At 64.5% G+C, this 21,726-nt stretch carries 12 protein-coding genes and 1 tRNA gene; 3 read left to right on the top strand and 10 right to left on the bottom strand.

All coding sequences use genetic code 11. From position 1 onward, the window contains the following. Positions 1-67 precede the first annotated feature (67 nt). The 3 genes from rpoC to KAR29_RS09175 all read right to left on the bottom strand — a co-directional run bounded on the left by rpoC (position 68) and on the right by KAR29_RS09175 (position 8,930). Positions 68-5,071 carry a DNA-directed RNA polymerase subunit beta' gene (gene rpoC / locus KAR29_RS09165; protein ID WP_274372700.1) on the bottom strand — a complete coding sequence of 1,668 codons (5,004 nt, stop codon included), beginning with the start codon at positions 5,069-5,071 and terminating at the stop codon, positions 68-70. Then, positions 5,072-8,701 (bottom strand): DNA-directed RNA polymerase subunit beta, encoded by a 3,630-nt coding sequence (gene rpoB / locus KAR29_RS09170; RefSeq protein ID WP_274372701.1) that lies wholly within the window; start codon positions 8,699-8,701, stop codon positions 5,072-5,074. 142 nt (positions 8,702-8,843) lie between these two features. Then, positions 8,844-8,930 (bottom strand) — tRNA-Leu (locus KAR29_RS09175). 143 nt (positions 8,931-9,073) lie between these two features. On the opposite strand from KAR29_RS09175, the gene KAR29_RS09180 reads away from it, so the two are divergent. After that, positions 9,074-10,387 (top strand): ISNCY family transposase, encoded by a 1,314-nt coding sequence (locus tag KAR29_RS09180; RefSeq protein WP_274372702.1) that lies wholly within the window; start codon positions 9,074-9,076, stop codon positions 10,385-10,387. A gap of 237 nt (positions 10,388-10,624) precedes the next feature. On the opposite strand, the gene KAR29_RS09185 is transcribed toward KAR29_RS09180, so the two are convergent. From KAR29_RS09185 to htpG, 7 genes are all read right to left on the bottom strand, one after another. Continuing rightward, the gene (locus KAR29_RS09185) at positions 10,625-10,798 is read right to left on the bottom strand and encodes a hypothetical protein (protein ID WP_274372703.1); all 174 of its coding nucleotides are present in this window, start codon (positions 10,796-10,798) and stop codon (positions 10,625-10,627) included. A gap of 219 nt (positions 10,799-11,017) precedes the next feature. Beyond that, complete coding sequence (locus KAR29_RS09190; protein ID WP_274372704.1) at positions 11,018-11,974, bottom strand: L-threonylcarbamoyladenylate synthase; 957 nt, start codon at positions 11,972-11,974, stop codon at positions 11,018-11,020. After that, the gene (gene tgt / locus KAR29_RS09195; RefSeq protein ID WP_274372705.1) at positions 11,971-13,092 is read right to left on the bottom strand and encodes a tRNA guanosine(34) transglycosylase Tgt; all 1,122 of its coding nucleotides are present in this window, start codon (positions 13,090-13,092) and stop codon (positions 11,971-11,973) included. The genes KAR29_RS09190 and tgt overlap by 4 nt, the downstream gene beginning before the upstream one ends. Before the next feature lie 29 nt (positions 13,093-13,121). Further along, on the bottom strand, positions 13,122-13,895 hold the full coding sequence (locus KAR29_RS09200; protein WP_274372706.1) for a TatD family hydrolase: 774 nt from the start codon (positions 13,893-13,895) through the stop codon (positions 13,122-13,124). 9 nt (positions 13,896-13,904) lie between these two features. Beyond that, on the bottom strand, positions 13,905-15,836 hold the full coding sequence (metG, locus tag KAR29_RS09205; RefSeq protein ID WP_274372707.1) for a methionine--tRNA ligase: 1,932 nt from the start codon (positions 15,834-15,836) through the stop codon (positions 13,905-13,907). Then, positions 15,837-16,670 carry a 16S rRNA (cytidine(1402)-2'-O)-methyltransferase gene (gene rsmI / locus KAR29_RS09210; protein ID WP_274372708.1) on the bottom strand — a complete coding sequence of 278 codons (834 nt, stop codon included), beginning with the start codon at positions 16,668-16,670 and terminating at the stop codon, positions 15,837-15,839. A gap of 377 nt (positions 16,671-17,047) precedes the next feature. Further along, a complete protein-coding gene (htpG, locus tag KAR29_RS09215) occupies positions 17,048-18,955 on the bottom strand; it encodes a molecular chaperone HtpG (RefSeq protein ID WP_274372709.1) in 1,908 nt (635 codons plus the stop codon). 551 nt (positions 18,956-19,506) lie between these two features. Here htpG and KAR29_RS09220 point away from each other — a divergent pair. Beyond that, complete coding sequence (locus KAR29_RS09220; RefSeq protein WP_274372710.1) at positions 19,507-20,712, top strand: ATP-binding protein; 1,206 nt, start codon at positions 19,507-19,509, stop codon at positions 20,710-20,712. Next, the gene (locus KAR29_RS09225; protein ID WP_274372711.1) at positions 20,709-21,725 is read left to right on the top strand and encodes a ParA family protein; all 1,017 of its coding nucleotides are present in this window, start codon (positions 20,709-20,711) and stop codon (positions 21,723-21,725) included. The genes KAR29_RS09220 and KAR29_RS09225 overlap by 4 nt, the downstream gene beginning before the upstream one ends. Position 21,726 lies beyond the last annotated feature (1 nt).

The following is a 21,726-nucleotide window of genomic DNA, read 5'->3' on the forward strand; positions in this document are numbered from 1 at the left end:
TAGCAACGTCCGAGGGGGGTGTCAAGAATGGCGCAGGGGGAGGTGTCGCCCTGCGCCATTCTGTCGATCAGTTCCCGGAGGGATTCGCCGCAGGGGCCTCCTCGGGCTCGCCTCCGACGCGGTCGGGCGCGGCCGATCGAGGTCGGATCCGGTAGTGTTCCGCCCCTGTCCCGGCGGGGATGAGGTGACCGATGATGACGTTCTCCTTGAGCCCGACGAGGGGGTCCACGTCGCCCCTGACGGCGGCCTTGGCCAGAACCTGGGCCGTCTGCTGGAAGGAAGCGGCGCTGAGGAAGCTGTCCGTGTTGAGAGCCGCCTTGGTGATGCCGTGGATGACGGCACTGTACTGAGGCTCTTCGCGGAGACGGCGGACGAAGCCGACGCGCTGGATGAGGCGTTTCATCTCCGAGGCACCGTAGATGGGGCGGACGACGAGTTCACTGGGATCAGCCATGACGAGGGCGTCGAGGAGGGCATGATTGACCTCCTGGCCCGGCTCGGCGACGACCCGTCCCTGTCCGTCCCTGACGGTTTCGAGGATGACCTTGCCGTAGACGGTATCGCTCATCGTCTGGGCGAGGATCTTCTGGCGCGTGACGATCTCGCCCTCGATCTGAACGGCCGTCAGACTGCCCTCGACGAGGCCCCGGACGACGCTGCCGTCGACGATGTGCGAGATGTGGCGGACTTCGTTGCCCGAGGCGTCGATGGCCCGGGAGAGCGGCTTGCTCCAGACCTTGTCGATGAGGTATTTCTGCATGGCATCGGCCAGGGAGATCCGCTCCGGCGCCTTCCAGACCTTGACCGACTCGACCTGCAGTTCCCTGAAGTGGCGGGCCGTGTCGGCCGTTATCAGGCGGTCCTTGAGCGCGATGGCCTGGCCGTCGACGACGGTGTCCTCGGCGAGGAAGGCCGTTTCCGTCAGGCTCTTGAGGACGTCGGTATCGCGGACCCAGAGGGGACGGGGCGCCTCCTGGGTGACGAGAGAGAGCTGCCCCAGCGTCAGGGAAATTCCGGCCTCGATCCGCTTGCCCTCGCTCAGGTCGATCGATTCGGTCAGCTCGAGCCCTTCGAGGTGGCGTCGGAAGGAGGCCTCGCCGACGATGACGCGCAGGAGTCCCTCGCCGTCCTCGACGTAAAGCTCGTTGACGGGAGTGCCGGGCATGAGGATTCTCGCGATGGAACCCCTGTCCAGATCCTGTCCCTTGAACTGAAGGGCCGCCTCGACGTTCCCCTGCCCCTTGGCGTCCTTGAGGATCGTGCCGGCAAGGGCCGTCGTGGCCTCTTCGAGGCAGTGACGGTTGTTGTCGCGGATGGCCTCGACGTCCCGGTCGAGCTCGTCCATCCAGACCAGCTCGCCGGCGACGAAGGAGCTGTCGCCCTCTTCGATGACGCGGACCCGGTTGACGGGCGCCACTTTGCGCAGGATGACTTCGATGTGCTTGTTGTTGATGGAGACGCCCTGAGAGCGGTAGACCTCCTGGATGTTGTCGACGAGGTATTTCTGAACGGCCTCGAGCCCCTTGACCTCCAGAAGCTGCTGGGGATCGACGTAGCCCTCGGTGAGGGCGTCGCCTTTCTCGACTTCTCTTCCCTCCTCGACGAGGAGGTTCTGGTTGAGGGGAACGTTGTAGCTGAACTTCTGCTCCCCCTCGGGACCGTCGGCGACGAGGATGACCTTGCGTTTGCCCTCCATCTCGCGAATTTCGGCGATCCGACCCGAAGCCTCGGCGAGGAGGGCCACTTTCTTGGGCTTGCGGACTTCGAAGAGCTGCTCGATCCTCGGCAGACCTTGGGTGATGTCCTCGCCGGTGATGCGGACGCCCCCCGTGTGGAAGGTGCGCATGGTGAGCTGCGTTCCCGGCTCGCCGATGGACTGGGCGGCGACGACGCCGACGGTCTCGCCGATGGAGACGGGCTTGCGCGTGGCCAGGTCGCGGCCGTAGCAGGTCTGGCAGAGACCGTGGCGAAGGCCGCAGGTGAGAGGACTGCGCACCTCGACGCGGTCGATGCCGGCCTCTTCGACGATCCTGGCCTTGGCGGGATCGATCTCTTTGCCCTTGGCGACGATGAGCTCCGACGTGAGGGGATTGCGGATGTCCTTCAGGGCCGTGCGGCCGGCGATGCGCTCGGCGATGCCGATGACGGCCTTGCCGTCCTGGATGAGAGGTTCGATGACGATGCCTCTGTCGGTGCCGCAGTCGGGAGCGGTGATGATCAGGTCCTGGGCGACGTCGACGAGACGGCGCGTCAGATAGCCCGACTTGGCCGTCCGGAGGGCCGTGTCGGCAAGTCCCTTCCGGGCGCCGTGGGTGGAGATGAAGTATTCGAGCATGTTGAGCCCCTCACGGAAGTTGGCCGTGATGGGATAGTCGATGATGCGCCCCGACGGATCGGCCATGAGCCCCCGGATGCCCGACATCTGGGCGAGCTGGCTCTTGCTTCCGCGGGCGCCCGATTCGGCCATCATGCGCACGGGGTTGGTCTCCTCCATGTTGGCCACGATGGCGTCGGCGACGTTTCTGGAGGCCTCGGACCAGAGGAGCTCCTTCTCGCGGAAGTACTCGTCGTCGGTGAGAACGCCCATCTGGTATTCGTCGATGAGGTTCTCCTCCTTGTCGAGGGTCGCCCTGACGATTTCGTTCTTCTCGGGCGGGACGGCGATGAAGTCCAGCCCGAGGCTGATGCCGCTCTTGGCGGCCCAGCGATAGCCCAGCGACTTGATGTCGTCGAGCATCTCGACCATCTTTTTGACCCCGACGGCGTCGTAGGCGCTGTCGAGGAGCTGGGCCAGATCCTTCTTGCCCATCTTGTGGTTGTAGTAGCGCATCCGGGGGTGAAGGATGCTGTTGAAGAGGGCCCGACCGGGCGAGGTCTCGAACCAGCCTTTCCCGTCGACGTCGACCTTCCATCCCGGCTCGGCCCTGAGGCGGACGCGGGCGTTGACGTGGACGACGCCGTGATCGAGGGCGATGAGGGCGTCGTCGATGTCGCGGAAGCTCATGCCCTCCCCCTTGAGGCCGTCGAGCATCTGCGTCAGGTAGTAGGTTCCGAGGACGATGTCCTGACTGGGCGTGACGATGGAGCGTCCGCTGGCCGGGGAGAGGACGTTGTGGGCCGAGAGCATGAGCACCCGGGCCTCGGACTGGGCCTCCAGGGAGAGGGGGACGTGGACGGCCATCTGGTCTCCGTCGAAATCGGCGTTGAAGGCCGTGCAGACGAGAGGATGAAGGCGGATGGCCTTGCCCTCCATGAGGACGGGTTCGAAGGCCTGAATGCCGAGGCGGTGCAGGGTCGGAGCCCGGTTGAGGAGGACGGGATGGTCTTTGATGATCTCCTCCAGGATGGCCCAGACCTCGTCGCGACCGCGCTCGATGATGCGCCGGGCGTTCTTGACGTTGGCGGCCTGGCCGCGCTCGACGAGCTTCTGCATGACGAAGGGCTTGAAGAGCTCCAGGGCCATCTGTTTGGGAAGGCCGCACTGGTAGATCTTCAGGTTGGGGCCGATGACGATGACGGAACGGCCCGAGTAGTCGACGCGCTTGCCCAGAAGGTTCTGGCGGAAGCGCCCCTTCTTGCCCCGCAGCAAATCGGTGAGGCTCTTGAGAGGCCTGTTGCCGGCACCGAGGACGGCCTTGCCCATGCGGCCGTTGTCGATGAGGGCGTCGACGGACTCCTGGAGCATCCTCTTTTCGTTGCGGACGATGATCTCCGGCGCCCTCAGCTCCTGGAGCTTGAGGAGACGGTTGTTGCGGTTGATGACGCGCCGATAGAGGTCGTTCAGGTCCGATGTGGCGAAACGGCCGCCGTCGAGCTGCACCATGGGGCGCAGGTCGGGAGGGATGACGGGGAGGACGTCGAGGACCATCCACTCGGGCTTGCTGTCGCTCTTGCGGAAGTCCTCGGCCACCTGGAGGCGTTTGACGAGCTTGCGCTTCTTCTGTCCCGTCGTGTCGCCGATCTCCTCGCGGAGGCTGCCGACGAGCTCCTCCAGGTTGATGCATCCCAGGAGGGCCTTGACGCCCTCGGCGCCGATGCCGGCATCGAAGGTCTTGTCGTAGGCGGAACAGAGGCGCTGCTCCTTCTCGAGGATGATGTCGCTCTGCTCGAAGGGAGAGTCGCCGCCGCCGATGACGACGTAGCAGGGATCCTCGAGGGTGATCGTCTCCTGCTGGGCCGTGAAGCGCCCCGGGTACTTCTGGTGGTAGAGATCGTACTCGCTGACGGAGATGACGTCGCCCTTGGCGAAGGGCAGATGGGCCACGGCCGTGACGAGGAAGCCCTCCTGGTTGCCCGAAAGAGCCCTCTCGGCGTCCACGTCGAGCCCCGCGCCCCGCGCCTCGTCCAGCTCGGAGGCGGCGATGATCTGATCGACGGCGAAACGTCCGTCAGGCGATTCGGTCCGTATCCTGAAGGCCGGCTCGACTTCGAAGACGCCGTCGCCGTAGTCGGTCCTGAATCGCGAAATCTGCTGGGACGAGACGACGTCGCCCACGGAGAGAGGGACGTCGTCGACGGAGAGGATGCGAAGGGCCTCTTCGGCCTTGAACTTGGGATCGAAGTGACGGTGGATGCGCTCCTCGCAGGCGGCCAGGAGGTCGCCCCGGCGGGCCAGGTCGGTGCGGCGCCCCTCGATGACGACCTTGTAGACGGCCTCGCGGCGACGGATGGGGGCGAAGTAGACGACCTTCTCCAGGTCCTTCGTCGCCGTGCCGAGGAGAAGGCTGAGCCGGCTGGGGATGCCCCGGAGGTACCAGATGTGGACGACGGGGGCGGCCAGTTTGATGTGACCCATCTTCTCGCGGCGGACGCGGCTGTCGGTGACTTCGACGCCGCAGCGATCGCAGACAACGCCCTTGAACTTGGGGCCGCTGCGCTTGTATTTGCCGCAGGCGCACTCGAAGCTCCGCGTGGGGCCGAAGATGCGCTCGCAGAAGAGACCGTCCTTTTCGGGACGAAGGGTCCGGTAGTTGATCGTCTCGGGCTTCTTGACCTCTCCGCTGGAGATCTCCTGAATCCGTTCGGGGCTGGCCAGCTTGATGCGGACGCTGGCGATTTCGCGACGGCTCATCTAGGCATCTGCCCCCTCTGAATCGTCATCTTTCTCGTCGCTCGGCTCGGGCTCGTTGTCGGAGCCGAAGATCATCTCGTCCGTCACCGTCGAGACGGGGAAAAGCTTCTGGAGAAGACCTTTCTCCTCCTCGTCGGGCTCCTCGTCGGCCGCCGAGACGACGTCCGACTCCCTGGGGGGGATCCGCTTGGGCCGGAAGGAGGCCTCGGGCTCGTCCTCTTCGACGATGAGCTCGCCGAAGGACCCGTCGTCGTAGCCGATCTCGACGTCCAGGCCCAGACCCTGAAGCTCCTTGACGAGGACGCGGAAGCTCTCGGGAACGCCGGGCTTGGTCAGGTTCTGCCCTTTGACGATCCTCTCGTAGGTCTTGAGACGGCCACGGATATCGTCGGACTTGACGGTGAGCATCTCCTGAAGGATGTGAGAGGCACCGTAGCCCTCGAGGGCCCAGACTTCCATCTCGCCGAAGCGCTGGCCGCCGAACTGGGCCTTGCCGCCCAGAGGCTGCTGGGTGATGAGGCTGTAGGGGCCGATGGAGCGGGCATGGATCTTGTCGTCGACGAGGTGGATCAGCTTGAGCATGTACATGTAGCCCACGGTGACCTTGTTTTCCATGGGCTCGCCCGTGCGGCCGTCGTAAAGCGTCGTCCGTCCGTCGCGGGTCAGCTCGGGATGGCTCTTCGAGAGCTTGGCCAGCTCCTCGAAGATCTCCTTCTCCTGGGCCCCCTCGAAGACGGGCGTCGAGACGTACCAATCGTTCTGCACGGCCACGAAGCCCATGATCGTCTCCAGGACCTGTCCCAGGTTCATGCGGCTGGGAACGCCGAGAGGGTTGAGGACGATATCGGCCGACGTGCCGTCGGGAAGATAGGGCATGTCCTCGACGGGAAGGATGCGGGAGACGACGCCCTTGTTGCCGTGACGCCCGGCCATCTTGTCGCCGACGGTGATCTTCCTGAGCTGGGCCACGTAGACCTTGACGACCTCGTTGACGCCGGGGCTCATGTCCTCGCCGTTGAGCTCCCGGGTGAGGCGCTTGATGGCGACGATCTTGCCGCCCTCGCCGTGAGGCACGCGGAGCGACGTGTCGCGGACCTCACGGGCCTTTTCTCCGAAGATGGCCCGCAGGAGTTTCTCCTCCGGCGTCTGGTCCGATTCGCCCTTGGGCGTCACCTTGCCGACGAGGATGTCGCCGGCGCCCACCTCGGCTCCGACGCGGACGATGCCGTTCTCGTCGAGGTCCCGAAGGGCGTCCTCACCGACGTTGGGGATGTCGCGGGTGATCTCCTCGGGGCCGAGCTTCGTGTCTCGGGCCTCGACCTCGTACTCCTCGATGTGGATCGACGTGTAGAAGTCCTCCTTGACGAGGCGCTCGCTGAGGAGGATGGCGTCCTCGTAGTTGTACCCCTCCCAGGGGACGAAGGCGACGAGGACGTTGCGACCCAGGGCCAGCTCGGCCTCGTCGACAGACTGGCCGTCGACGATGACCTCGCTTCTTTCCACATGGTCTCCGTGGCGGACGAGGGGTTTCTGGTGGATGATCGTCCCCTGGTTGGAACGGCGGAACTTGATGAGGCGGTACTGATCGACGCCGCCGTCGTCGGTGGAAATCTCGATGCGCTCCGAATCGACGTAGGAGACGACGCCGCTCCGTCTGGCGACGATGCAGGAGCCCGAGTCCTTGGCGATGCGGGCCTCCATGCCCGTCCCGACGCGAGGGGCCTCGGCCTGGATGAGGGGAACGGCCTGACGCTGCATGTTGGAGCCCATGAGGGCCCGGTTGGCGTCGTCATGCTCCAGGAAGGGGATGAGAGCCGTCGAGACGGAGACGATCTGCTTGGGCGAGACGTCGAGGAAATCGATCTTGTCGGGCGTGACCTCTTCGATGTCGTCGCGGTAGCGGACGTAAACCCGATCGGCGACTTCGGCCAGAATCTGCCCGTCGGGAGCGACGGGCGTGTTGGCCCTGGCGACGTAGAAGCTGTCCTCCTCGTCGGCCGAGAGAAAGACGATCTCGTCGGAGACGCGGCCGTCGACGACCTTGCGCCTCGGCGTCACGAGGAAGCCGAACTCGTTGACGCGGGAGTAGGTGGCCAGAGAGGTCACGAGGCCGATGTTGGGGCCTTCCGGCGTCTCGATGGGACAGACGCGGCCATAGTGGGTGTAGTGAACGTCGCGGGCCTCGAATCCGGCCCGTTCGCGGGAGAGGCCTCCGGGACCCAGGGCCGAGAGGCGGCGCCTGTGGGTGATCTCGGCCAGAGGGTTGGTCTGGTCCATGAACTGGGAGAGCTGGCCCGAGCCGAAGAACTCCCGGAGCGACGCCGAAATGGGCCGGACGTTGATGAGATCCTTGGCCGTGGCCTTTTCCAGGTTGGGAAGGGTCGTCATCCGTTCCTTGGCGATGCGCTCCATCCGGAGGAGACCGATGCGGACCTGATTCTGAAGGAGCTCGCCGACGGCCCGGACGCGGCGGTTGCCCAGGTGGTCGATGTCGTCGGGCCGCTCCCTGCCGCTGCGCAGGGCCAGCATGGCCTTGATCATGGACACGATGTCCTCGATCCGGAGGAGACGCTCGGAAAGGTCGAAGTCGAGATTCAGACGACGGTTGAGCTTGTAGCGCCCCACCCGCCCCAGGTTGTAGCGGCGGGAATCGAAGAAGAGGCCGTGGATGTACTCCCGGGCGTTCTCCATGCGGGCCGGCTCGTTGGGACGGAGGCGACGGAAGAGATCCAGAAGCGCCTCGTCGCTGTTCGTCGTGTTGTCCCGCTCCAGCGTCGCAGCCAGAGCCGGATCCACATCCCAGATGCGGAGGCGGGTCCGCCCCATCTCGACGAGCCGATCGAAATGCTCCTTGGTGACGCGGTCGTTGCGGGCGAGAAGGACGTCGCCCGCCTCTCCGACGATGGCCTCGGCCAGGAGACGGCCGCGGACCTCCTCTTCGATGAGGTCCACCTCGATCTCTCGGGCGCCGAAAAGCCTGAGAATCTCGTCGTCGCCGGGGACGCCGAAGGCCTTGAGGAAGGTCGTGGCGGGGATCTTCTTGCGGTTGTCGATGTTGACGGAAAGGACATCTCCGGGCGTGAGGTCGAACTCGAGCCAGGCTCCCCGATCGGGGATGACCTTGCAGGCGAAGGACTCCTGGCCGGGAACGGACGTATCGGCGCTGAGGTAGACGCCGGCCGAGCGGGCCAGCTGATTGACGACGACGCGCTCCGTTCCGTTGATGATGAACGTGCCCCTGTCGGTCATGACGGGGAAATCGCCGAGGAAGATCTCCTCCTCCTTGATCTCCGACGTCTTCCGGTTGACGAGACGAATCGTCGCCCTGACGGGCATCTGCCATGTCAGGTCACGCTGGCGCGACTCCTCCTCACTCGTCGTGGGAGGGTCGATGTAGAAGCGGAAAAACTCCAACGCAAAAGAACCGTCATAGCTTTCGATGGGGAAGATCTCTCTGAACAGCTCTTGGAGGCCCATAGCCTCGCGCCTGTCGGGATCCACATCCTTCTGAAAAAACCACCGGTAGGAGTTCCGCTGGACTTCGATCAGGTCGGGAAGATCGACAAGATCCTTGACCCTTCCGAAAGCCAGACGCCGACGCCGTTTGCCCACGGGGACGAATTCGGCCATGGGAGTGATGACCTCCCTGTCTTGATGTGAGTTTTGGAAAAGACTTGACGAAGAGTAAGGATAACAAAAAAGCCGTGCCAAGTCAACAGGCATGGCACGGCCAGAAAAAAACCGCTTCTTATCGAAGGCGGGCGTCTCTCTATGGTGTCGAGGGGGGGATTTGAACCCCCACAGGCTTACGCCCACTAGATCCTGAATCTAGCGCGTCTACCAATTCCGCCACCCCGACATTGTCTTTGACGGCGATGATTGTAACAACGCCAGCAGCATTTGGCAAGGGGCAAAGCTGAAATCTGTCGCCGGACAATGGTATTGTCACTCGTGAAGAGGACAGGGAAAATGTCACTTATGACGACCAGGAGAGACCTACTCATGAAGACAAAAGAAGCAAGGCGCTTGGGGTTGGTGGAAGAGGCTGTCGCGGGCAACCTGACGGTTCAGGAGGTGGCCGATCGGCTCGGTCTGAGCCGCCGTCAGGTCTTTCGGCTCAAACGACGCTACCGGGAAGAAGGAGCGCAGGGGCTCCTGCACAAGGGACGAGGCAAACCGTCCCGGCGCAGAATCTCTCAGGAGACACGGGATTTCGTCGTCAGTCTGGCCAAGGGTCTTTACAGGGATACGAGCTGTCAGCACATGGCCGAACTCCTTGCCGAAGAGCATGATCTCGTGCTGAGCGCCAAGAGCATCGCCCGTTTCCTTCGCGCGGAGAACCTGTCCCTCGTTCATCGCCACCGGGCCCCGAAGCGGCGTTCCCGCAGGGTCCGACGGTCCCGACGAGGCGATCTGGTCCAGATGGACGCCTCTCCTTTCGATTGGTTCGAGATCGGTGAGCGTTGCACTCTCCACGGCGTGATTGACGATGCCACAGGAGAGGTCCTCGGTCTGTGGATGGCCAGGAATGAGTGCCTCTTCGGCTACTTCCGCGTGCTCCGTCAGATGCTTGATCGCCACGGCGTGCCTCGCGAGCTTTACGCCGACCGCCACACCATCTTCCTTTCTCCCAAGTCGGAAAAACTGACGATCAAGGAGGAGCTGGAGGACTCGGCGCCTGTAACCCAGTTCGGCCGCGCTCTGGAGGCTCTCGGAACTCGCTATGTCCCTGCAGGGTCTCCCCAGGCGAAGGGGCGGATCGAAAGGCTCTGGGGAACTCTTCAGGATCGTCTCGTCGTCGCCTTCCGACGGGCCGGAGTGAAAACGATCGAAGAGGCCAACGTCCTGCTCGCCGCCTACCCGGGAGAGGTCCATAACCCGAGGTTCGCTCGTCCTCCCGCAGAGGGGGCATCTGCCTTTCTCCCTCCGCCGGACGGACCCGCTCTCGATCTCCTCCTGACTCGCCAGACCGACCGGAAGGCCTCGGGAGACTCGACGATTTCCCTCGACGGAAAACAGTACGCCCTGATAGGCCCCCGCAGACGCCCCCTGCTTCTTGCCAGAGGACAGGCGGTCAAGGTCATCGAGAAGCTCGACGGGAAACTCCTGGCTCTTGTCCATGACGGGCTCTACGATCTCGCAGCCGTCGACAAAGAGCCCCCTGCGACTCCCCCGCCTGTCATCGAGACGAAGACAGGCACTCCATGCAAAACGAAGAAGCAGAGGAAGCCGGCGGCAGACCATCCCTGGCGACAGAATCCCGCTCCTCCTGCCGCGGCGGTCGGCTCCGAGCAAGGGACGGGTTCCCCTCCCTAGAAGGACCTCCGCCGCGGAGGAAAGCCAAGGCGGGCTGTTGACGGGGGCGATTTCAGCCCCTCGAAAGCGACACTTTCATTGTCCCTCAGACCCTCTTTTTAGATGACATTTTTAGTGTCCCTTGACAGGGGCAAAGCTGAAATCCCCAATCCGCGCCGCCCCGAAGGGGCGCGGATTCTCCCCGCAGAAGACGACAGAGCCCCGCCCTGCGGGCGGGGCCGGAGGGGCGGTCAGCCTCTAGGCCTTGAAATCGATCTGGCCGCCGATGCCGGACGCGGCGAAAAGCTGCTGAATCATGTCCTGCTGCAGCGCCGTCGTCGAGTCAAGCACCTTGTTCGTGACGGCCGTCTGGATCTGCGTCCCGATGGCCGCCGACTGCATCTGGGTGACGTCGCTGACAAGTCCCATCATGGCGATCACCTCCCGATCCTTTATCGGCTTTTCCGGCAACCACCTTGAAAGTTCCGGCTTCGACATCGCACGAGCTTCCCCGATCTGCCGAAACGTGACGCCCTTCGAGCGATGTCCGTCAGGCCCACCCTTTCGTCCGGGCGTACCCTTGCCTCTTCGGCGGAACTCCCGCCCTTGGGCTTTCGCCCCTTGCCGCGGCGAGGCCCCTTCCTTGGCGGTCTATTCCCGCCCCGAGGCCCGAAGGAGCCGGTCTCTGACGGCCAGTCCCAGCCCCTGCGACGGAGGCCACTGGGCGACGAGGACGTCGACGCCGGAGCGCTCCAGGTGGCGCAGGGCCGAGAAAAGGCCGCGGGCGTAGTCCTCGACGGAACGGAAACGGACGGACCGGGCGACGGGGAAGGGGGCCTCGTCGAGGCCCATGTAGCCGACGGAACCGTCGATCTCGGGGAGACCGGCCTCGCCCCAGAGCAGAAGGGGCAGATCCGGGGCATAGTGACGGTAGCGCGTCCCCGGCGACCGCCTCCCCTCCCCCGCCCGGGGACGCTCGACGAGGCCGGCGGCCTCTTCGATTTTCTCCAGGGCCAGGGCTCCGGGGCGAAGGAGAAGGAGAGAGGGGCCCGTGGCATCGACGACGGTCGACTCGACGCCCATGTCGGTGGGACCGCCGTCGAGAAGGAAAGCGAGAGACTCCCCCAGGTCCTCGTCGACGGCCTGGGCCTCCGTGGGGCTGGGACGACCGCTCCTGTTGGCGCTGGGAGCGGCCACGGGACGATCTGCGGCCTCGATGAGGGCCAGGGCCACGGGATGGGAGGGCATGCGGAGGGCGACGGTGTCGAGACCGCCTCGGGTGACGGAAGGCACGACGTCGCACCGGGCGGGCAGAACGAGGGTGAGGGGACCGGGCCAGAAGAGCTCCATGAGCCGGCGAGCCCTTTCGTCGACGAGGGCCACCCCTCCCGCCTCGCCCGGAGCGGCCAGGTGAAGGATGAGGGGGTTGTCGGAGGGACGCCCCTTGGCGCGGTAGATGGCCCGGACGGCGTCGGCGTCGAGACCGTCGGCCCCCAGGCCGTAGACGGTCTCCGTCGGGAAGGCGACGAGACGTCCCCGGCGGAGAGCCAAGGCCGCCTCGGCGATGATCTTTCTGTCTGGGTTCCATCGGTCGACGCGGCACCTCACGTCAGGTAGGCCCCCTCCATGAAGTGTTCCAGGAAGCGACGTCGGAAGTCCGGGAAAGAGCCGTCGATGATGGCCTTCCGGGCCTTTCTGACGAGGTGGACGAGGAAGTGGAGGTTGTGCCAGGTGCAGAGCCGGGCGCCGAGGATCTCGCCGCTCCGGTGGAGATGGCGGACATAGGCCCGGCTGTAGTTGCGGCAGACGTAGCAGTCGCAGGCCTCGTCGAGGGGGCCGAAATCGCGCTCGAAGCGGGAGCCTTTGATGTTCATCCTCCCCGAGGAGGTGAAGAGGGTTCCGTTGCGGCCGTTTCTGGAGGGGAGGACGCAGTCGAACATGTCGACGCCGCGGGCTATGCCTTCGACGAGGTTGGTGGGAAAGCCGACGCCCATGAGGTAGCGGGGCTTGTGACGAGGGAGGACGGGGTTGAGGACGTCGAGGATGCGGTACATGGCGTCATGGCTTTCTCCCACGGAAAGGCCGCCGATGGCGTAGCCGGGAAAGTCGAGTTCGATGAGTTCCGAGGCCGACCGGAGACGAAGGGGTTCGAAGACGGACCCCTGGACGATGGCGAAGAGGGCCTGGTCCTCCCTTCCGTGGGCCTCCAGGCAGCGCCGGGCCCAGGCCGTGGTGCGCGAGACGGCCCTGTCGGCCTCTTCGGCCGTCGTGGGCCAGGGGACGCACTCGTCGAAGCACATGGCGATGTCGCCGCCCAGCTTCTCCTGGACGGCCACGGAGAGTTCGGGCGTCATGAAATGGCTCGATCCGTCACGATGGGACCGAAAGGTCACGCCCTCGTCGCTGATCTGGCGCAAGGCGGAGAGGGAGAAGACCTGAAAACCGCCGCTGTCGGTCAGGATCGGCCCCTGCCAGCGCATGAAACGATGGAGGCCTCCCGCCTCGGCGACGAGATCGGCGCCGGGACGAAGGTAGAGGTGATAGGTGTTGGAGAGGATGATCTGGGCGCCCAGCTCGACCAGTTCTTCCGGCGTCATGGCCTTGACGGTGGCCTGGGTGCCGACGGGCATGAAGACGGGCGTCTCGATGACGCCGTGAGGAGTGACGAGTTCGCCGGCCCGGGCCCCCGTATGGGGGCAGACGGCGACGAGACGATAGTCGAACATGATTCCTCCTTGCGGCCCAGGTGCGACCGTCACCAGCCGAAGAGGCGGCGGCCGTTCTCCCCGATCAGGGAGGCCAGTTCCTCTTCATCGAGGCCCCGCAGGCCGGCCAGGACCTTGAAAGTCAGGACGACGTGGGCCGGCTCGTTCCGTTTCCCCCGCAGGGGATGAGGCGCCAGATAGGGAGAATCGGTCTCGACGAGAATCCGGTCGAGAGGCACTGCGGCGGCGACGGCCCTGAGAACGTCGTTTTTTTTGTATGTCAGAGGTCCGGCGAAGGAAAGATAGAAACCCAGCTCCAGGGCCCGCTCGGCCTCGTCGGGACCGCCGGAAAAGCAGTGGAGGACGCCGCCGCAGCGACGAGCCCCCTCGGCCTCGAGGATGGCGAAGGCGTCGTCGAAGGCGTCGCGGACGTGGACGACGAGGGGAAGGGAGGCCGAGATGGCCCAGGCGATCTGACGGGCGAAGACGTCGCGCTGAACGGATCGTTCCGAGTGGTCGTAGTAATAGTCCAGCCCCGTCTCCCCCACGGCGACGACGCGGGGATCGGAGAGGGCCTCCTGAAGGGAGGCGGGGATGGACTCTCCCATGAGGCGGCTCTCGTGGGGGTGAACGCCGACGGCACAGTAGAGACCGTCATCGGCGTGACGACGGGCCAGGTCGAGGGCCCCCAGGCTCGTCGCCTCGTCGGAGCCGACGACGAGGAGGCGGGTCAGGCCCGCCTCCTTCGCCCGCGCCAGGACCTGGGCACGATCGCCGTCAAAGGCCTCGTCGTTGAGATGGCAGTGAGAATCGATAAGCCGCAAGGAGAAGCCTCAGTGGATGCGGCTGCCCAGGGCCATGGCGCCGTCGACGGTGAGGAGGGCCAGACCGTCGTCGCGGCAGCTCTCGGCGGCCAGCAGCATGCCCCGGCTCTCGACGCCCCTGAGCTTTACGGGCTTGAGGTTGCAGACGACGATGATCGTCTTGCCGACCAGATCTTCGGCCTTGTAGTACTCGCGGATGCCCGAGACGATGGTCCGCCTCTCGTATCCCAGATCGACGTCGATCTTGAAGAGTTTGTCGGCCTTGGGGACGGCCTCGGCGGCGACGATGCGGGCCACGCGCAGTTCGACCTTGCGGAAATCGTCGATGACGATCTCCTCTTCGTGCTCGCCCGGATCGGGATCGAGGTTTCTGGCCACCTCCCGGGCCGCCTTGGCCTCCTTCCAGGCCTCGATGTCGATGCGGGGAACGAGGACATCGCCCTTGGCGACGGTGACACCCTCGGGGAAGGGGCGACCGGCGGCGGCAAATCCCGCCTCTTCGGGGCTTCCTTCGAGACCGAGCTGGCGCCAGACGGTCCGGGCCACTTCGGGCATGACGGGAGCCACGCAGAGGGCCGCCAGACGCAGGACGGCGCAGAGGGTGGAGAGGACGGCGGCGAGACGTTCCGTCTGGCCCTCCTTGCCGAGCTTCCAGGGCATGGTCGTGTCGATGTATTTGTTTCCTCTGCCGATGAGGGTCCAGAGGGCCTTGAGGGCCTCGTCGAAGGCGAAACGCTCCATGGCTTCGCGGTAGGCCTCGAAGGTGGTCTCCACGGCCCGGAGCAGATCCCTGTCGAGATCGTCGGTGGCGGGAGCCGAAAGGACCTTGCCGCCCTGGAAACGTTCGACCATCTGAAGGGTCCTGTTGAGGAGGTTGCCCAGATCGTTGGCCAAGTCGGAGTTGATCCTCTGAACGAGGGCCAGTTCGGAGAAGTCGCCGTCGTTGCCGAAGGCCACCTCGCGGAGGAGGACGTAGCGGAAGGCGTCGACGCCGTAGAGATCGACCATCTCGAAGGGATCGACGACGTTCCCCTTCGACTTGGACATCTTCTCCCCCTCGACGGTCCACCAGCCGTGGGCGAAGACCTTCTTCGGCGGGTTCAGCCCCAGGGCCAGCAGCATGGCGGGCCAGACGACGCAGTGGAAACGGATGATGTCCTTGCCGACGAGGTGATGGACGGAGGGCCAGAATTCGGCCATCCGCGTCTCGTCGTCGGGATAGCCGCAGACGGTCAGGTAGTTGATGAGGGCGTCGAACCAGACGTAGACGACGTGGCCCTCGTCGCCGGGAACGGGGATGCCCCATTTGAGCGTCGTCCGCGACACGGACTGGTCGTTGAGACCGCTGCGGATGAAGCTGACCACTTCGTTGTAGCGGCTTTTGGGCTGGATGGCCTCGGGGTTCTCCTCGTAGAAGCGAAGGAGGGCCTCCTGGTAACGGGAGATGCGGAAGAAGTAGCTCTCCTCCGTCATGGGCTTGAGGGGACGTTTGCAGTCGGGACAGGTCCGTCCCTCGCCCATCTGGCTCTCGGGGACGTAGGTCTCGCAGGGAACGCAGTAGAGCCCCTCGTAGGTCCCCTTGTAGATGTCGCCCTTTTCGAGGAGCCTGTTGAAGATGGCCTGGACGACACGCTCGTGGCGGGGCTCGGTGGTGCGGATGAAATCGTCGTGCGTGATGTGGAGGACCTCCCAGAGGCGGCGGAAGTTTTCCACCGTCCTGTCGGCCAGTTCCTGCGAGGTCATGCCCTTGGCCTCGGCCGTCGTCTGGATCTTCTGGCCGTGCTCGTCGGTGCCGGTGCAGAAAAGGACCCTGTCGCCGGCCATGCGGTGATAGAGGGCCAGCGTATCGGCGGCGATGGTCGTGTAGGCGTGACCGATGTGGGGAACGTCGTTGACGTAGTAGATGGGCGTGGTGATGTAGAACGCTCTTTCTGAGGGCATTTACTCTCCAACCTCCTCGCGGCGCCGTTGCAGGAGCGCCGACTTGATCCTGTTTTTCGGAATACCATAACCCTCGGCGATGAGATTGACAACATCGCGAAGGCTTCTCCCCTCGGCGAGAAGGGCCCGCCCCTCGGCCTCCCATCGTCCGTCGTCGACGGAGGGGGCCTCCCGGCCCGCGACGACGAGGACCATCTCTCCTTTGATCTCTCTGGTCCGACTCTCGTCGAGAAGGGTCTGAAGACTTCCGCGAAGGGTCTCCTGGTGGATTTTGCTGATCTCCCTCACGAGGGCGGCCCGACGGTCGCCGAAGAGATCGACGAGGTCGGCCAGATCGGCGGCGAGGCGATGAGGCGAGACGTAGAAAAGAAGGGTCCAGCTCTGATGGGCCAGGTCGGCCAGGACGCGGCGGCGATCGGAGGCCTTGGAGGGGAGAAAGCCCCAGAAGGTGAAGGGATGGACGGGAAGGCCCGAGAGGACGAGGGCCGGGACGAAGGCCGTCGGTCCCGGAAGGACGTCGACGTCGAAGCCGGCGGCCAGAGCCTCTTCGACGACGATCTGCCCCGGATCGGAGATGGCCGGCGTGCCGGCGTCGGAGACGAGGGCCACCGTCCTGCCCTCGGCCAGGTGGCGAAGGATCTCCTCCGTCCGGGCCCGCTCGTTGTGGGCGTGGTAGGAGACGAGGCGGGCCTTGATGCCGTAGTGGTGGAGGAGCAGCCCCGTGTGGCGCGTGTCCTCGCAGGCAACGACGTCGGCCGAGGCCAGGACCGCCAGGGCCCGGGCCGTTATGTCCTCCCTGTTTCCCACGGGCGTGGGGACGAGGATCAGAGCCATGACCCGCCTCCTTTCCGAGGAAAGCCTCGGCTGAAATCGGGAATCTTTTCGATCACGGGGGCACACCTCCTTCTCCGATGAGGGACGGGGGCCTTTTTGCGGACTCTCTCCGAAACGAGAAATTCTTTGCCGTCGGCGCCCGAAGGCGGGAAGAGGAGAGACGGAAAAGGCGGAAGGGGATGGTCCCGTCCCCCTCCGCCCCATCCAGGGGAAATCCCCTGTCGAAGGCTCTCCGGCCGGCTCAGGCTGACGTCAGGAACCTTTCGGAACCGCTTTCCCTTCGCGCCACCTGTTGAAAACGGATTCGATCGAAGGCCGAATCCGGTGCCGGGCCCTTTCAGACGGACCGGCGCCCCTGGAGAGGCAGCCGGAGGACCTCAGCGGCGATCGTCCAGGTCGCGGACCAGCAGGTCGGCGACGAGGCGGGAGAAGCGGGCCGGATCGGCCAGTTTTCCTCCCTCGGCCAGGATCGCCTGGCCGAGGAGGAGCTCGGGATAGTCGCCAAGAGAGCCGTCTTTCTCGAAGCGGTTACGAAGCCGCTCGAGGACGGGATGGGCTCCGTTGACTTCGAGGACGCGCTTCAGCTTGGGCACGGGCTGGCCCATGCTCCGGAAGAGCTGTTCCATCTGAGGCGTCATGGAGTGGGTCTCGCCGACGAGACAGGCCAGGGAGGCCCTGAGACGCTTCGAGAGGCGCACCGACGCGACCTCTTCGCCGAGACTTTTCGAAAGGGCCTCCAGAAGGGGGGCGAAGGCCTTCTCCCTTTCTTCGGCCTCGGCCTTTTCCTCGGGCTTTTCCTCCAGATCGGCCGTTCCTTTGGCCACCGACTTGAAGGGCTTCTCCCCGTAGCCGTCGACGACGTCGATCCAGAAGTCGTCGACGGGATCGTCGAGGAGAAGGACCTCGTAGCCGCGCTCGCGGAAGGCCTCGATGTGAGGCGAGCGGCGCAGCCCCTCGAGGGCTCCGCCCGAGAGGTGGTAGAGGGCCTTCTGTTCCGGCTTCATCGACGCCAGGTACTCGTCGAGAGTGATCCACTCCCTCTCGGTGGTGCAGAAGAGGGCCAGAGAGAGAAGGCTCTCCCTGTTCCTCTCGTCGGCGAAGATGCCCTCCTTGAGGACCTTGCCGAATTCCTTCCAGAAGGAGAGGTAGCCCTCCCTGTCGCCGTCGCGGAAGCGCTTGAGCTCGTCGAGGACCTTGCGGGTCAGGCTCCGCCGGATGACGGCGATCTGCCGATCCTGCTGGAGGATCTCGCGGGAGAGGTTGAGGGGCAGGTCCTCGGAATCGACGACGCCGCGCAGGAAGCGGAGGTACTCGGGGATGAGCTCCTTGCAGTCCTGCATGATGAAGACGCGCTTGACGTAGAGATGGATGCCCCTCTCCCCCTCGCGGAGGAAGAGATCCAGGGGGGCCTTGGCGGGCAGGTAGAGAAGGGCCCGGAAGCTCGTGACGCCCTCGGCGCTGTAGACGATGCGCCGAAGGGGATCGGTGCCGTCGCGGCTCACATGGGCGTAGAACTCCCTGTACTCCTCGTCGGAGACTTCCGACTCGGGCCGGGCCCAGATGGCCTTCATGGAGTTGAGCACCTTGTCTTCGGTGCCCGAGACCTTGCCCTCGTCGTCGAAGGTCTCCGTCTCCATCCTGATGGGATAGGCGACGAAGTCGGAATACTTGCGGACGATGGAGCCGATCGTCCACCGGTCGGTGAAATCGGGCCCCGCCGGCCCCTCCTCGTCCTTTTCGGGAGATTTGAGGTGGAGAGTCACCGTCGTGCCACAGCCCTCGCGGCTCGCTTCCTCCAGGGAGTAGGTGCCGTCGCCCGACGAGGTCCAGAGCCAGGCGGCCTCGTCACCGGCCTTGCGCGTCAGGACCTCGACGGAGTCGGCCACCATGAAGGAGGAATAGAATCCCACGCCGAACTGGCCGATCAGCTCGGCCGTCAGGGCCTCGCGCCTCTCGGCCAGAGATTGGATGAACTCCTTCGTTCCCGACTTGGCGATCGTCCCCAGGTAGGCGATGAGATCGTCGCGATTCATGCCGATGCCGTTGTCCTCGACGGACAGGAGGCGCCTCGTCCCGTCGAGGGCGATGCGGATATGGGCATCGGCGAAAAGGGGGCTCAGCTTTTCGTCGGTGAGGGCGGCGACGCGCAGCTTGTCCAGCGCGTCGGAGGCGTTGGAGATCAGCTCCCGGAGGAAGATCTCCCTGTTGGAGTAGACGGAGTGGATCATCAGATCGAGAAGCTGTTTGCCCTCCGTCTGAAAGGAAAAGGTCTCTCTCGCCGTCATGTTCAAGGATACCTCCTTCTGTCGTTTTCGAAAAAGTCCGGGGAAGGGAACCCCCGAGGGGACCGGCGCCGCGAGGCGCCCCGGACAAAGACGGAGAAACTCGGCCCGTCCGACGACGTCCCGATGAGGAAGTATAGATCAAGATAGATCAAAAATAAAGGGCCTGGGCGTTGAGGAAGAGGAAGGCCAGGGGGTAGAATGGAAACAAAAGCCTCTTCTCCCGATCCAGGGGCAAAATCTCCGAGGAAACACGCGGCCCCGAGGTGCCCGTAAGGCGGAGGCCGTCGCCTCGCACTCGCAAGGGGACCTCGAATCGGTCGAGCCAACGGCGTTTATCCTGAAGAGCCCGTGATGGGAACTCCCGTCGGGACCCTTCCGGCTGTCCTTCGGACCGACAGCCACAGGCCGGATCAGGCGGGCCCCCGGCCCGCAACCAGGGCCATCGAGGCGTCATGAGCCTCCCGAAGGGCCGGGCCCACCCGCCGGGGAGAAGGCCTGACCGGCCCCGTGAGCGAGTCGGTCCCGTAAAATGCGTACGAGGGGGGCTGCAGGTGAGAACGTTCTCGGAAGACGAGCTCGAATCTCTGCTGAAGGACATGGAATCGGCCTTTGTGGAACGCAAAGGATCTTTCAAAGGAGAGGTTCCCGTAAAGGCGAGGCAGGCCGTCTGCGCCTTCGCCAACGACCTGCCGAACCGCGGCGAGCCCGGCTTTCTTTTCATCGGGGCCCGCGACGACGGTTCCCCTTCGGGCGAACCGATCACCGACGCGCTGTTGCGCGCTCTGGCCGACATGAAAACGGACGGGAACATTCTGCCCCTTCCGGTGCTTTCCGTCGAAAAGCGTCTGTTGAACGGCTCGGAAATGGCCGTCGTTACCGTCATGCCTTCCGACATGCCGCCGGTCCGGTACGACGGACGGATCTGGATCCGAACGGGACCTCGACGATCGATCGCCAATGAGCAGGAAGAACGCATCCTTGTCGAGAAAAGACGGCACAAAAACGTGCCCTTCGACATCTGTCCCGTGCCATCGGCCTCGCTGGATGACCTTTTCCGCTCCACGTTCGAAAACGAGTATCTGCCGCAGGCCTTCGCCGAAGATGTGCTCGCCCAGAACGGCCGCAGTTACGAGGAACGTCTCGCCTCCTGCCGGATGATCGCTTCCGTGACGGAGCCCCCGACGGTGCTGGGGCTCCTGTCTTTGGGAAAAAGTCCCCAGGACTTCATCGGCGGCGCCTACATCCAGTTCCTGCGCATCGACGGGGTCGAGCTGGCCGACGCCGTCGTCGACGAAGAGACCCTCGGCGGCTCACTCGTTCCGATGCTCCGCCGGGCGGAAGAGAAGATCAACGCCCATAACCGGACCTCTTTCGACATCACGTCGGCGTCGACGCACCGGAGGACACAGGCCTACCCTCTTGCCGCGATCCGGCAGATTCTGTATAACGCCGTGTTGCATCGCACCTATGAGAGCACCAACGCCCCCGTTCGCGTCTACTGGTTCAACGACCGCATCGAGATCAACAGCCCCGGCGGCCCTTACGGCAACGTGACGGCGGAGAACTTCGGGAAACCGGGAATCACCGATTACCGCAATCCCAACCTCGCCGCCGCAATGAAGGTTTTCGGCTTCGTCCAGGCCTTCGGCCGCGGCATCGCCACTGCCGAGCGCGAAATGAAGGCCAACGGGAACCCTCCTCTCTCTTTCGAGATCACCACGAGCGCCGTTGTCTGCACCCTGAGGGTCAGACCATGAGGGCACCGGCGCTGACGTTTTTCAACAACAAGGGCGGAGTCGGCAAAACCTCTCTCATCTACCATCTCGCATGGATGTTCGCCCGTCTCCGCAAGCGCGTCGTCGCCATCGATCTCGATCCACAGGCCAACCTCACCGCCGCCTTTCTCGCCGAGGAGCGCATCGAAGCGATCTGGGACGGGCAGGAGGGGAACGCCACCGTATACCAGTGCGTCAAACCTCTCACCGGCGTCGGCGACATCACGGAACCCTCTTTGCAGAACATCGCCACCGATCTGTATTTCCTGCCCGGCGACGTCTCTCTGTCGGGCTATGAGGACGCCCTTTCGGCCGAATGGCCCAACAGTATGGGTGACGCCAACCTGTACCGCCCCATGCGTATCCTGAGCTCCTTTTGGCAAGTCATGCAGATGGCGGCGAATCGCGTCCAGGCCGACATCATCTTGATCGACATCGGCCCCAATCTGGGCGCCATCAACCGATCGGTGCTGCTGGCGACGGATTACGTCGCCATCCCCCTCGGCGCCGACCTGTTCTCGCTGCGGGGACTGAGCAATCTGGGCCCCACTCTCAGAAGCTGGAAAAATCTTTGGCAGAAACGGTTGGACAACTGGAACGGCAGCCGGGAAAGAAAGGCATTCCCGAACTTCGAGCTGCCGGAGGGAAGGATGGAACCCATCGGTTATTTATGCCAACAACACGGCGTACGGATGGATCGTCCGGTGAGGGCCTACGACAAATGGGTCCAGCGTATTCCCCAGGCGTACCGCGAACATGTTCTGGGCCAATCGGGCACGACGCCTCTTTCGCAACAGGCGGACCCCTATTGCCTGGCCACGGTGAAACACTACCGCAGCCTGGTTCCCATGGGGCAGGAACAGCGCAAACCGATCTTCGATCTCACCTCGGCCGACGGCGCCATCGGCAGCCATGCCGGCGCCGTCCGGGACGCGAGAAGAGAGTTCGAGCAGCTGGCCCGAAAGATAGGCGAAAGGATGGATATCGCCTTCTGAA

The sequence above is a fragment of the Aminithiophilus ramosus genome (genome assembly GCF_018069705.1).
GTDB lineage: Bacteria > Synergistota > Synergistia > Synergistales > Aminithiophilaceae > Aminithiophilus > Aminithiophilus ramosus.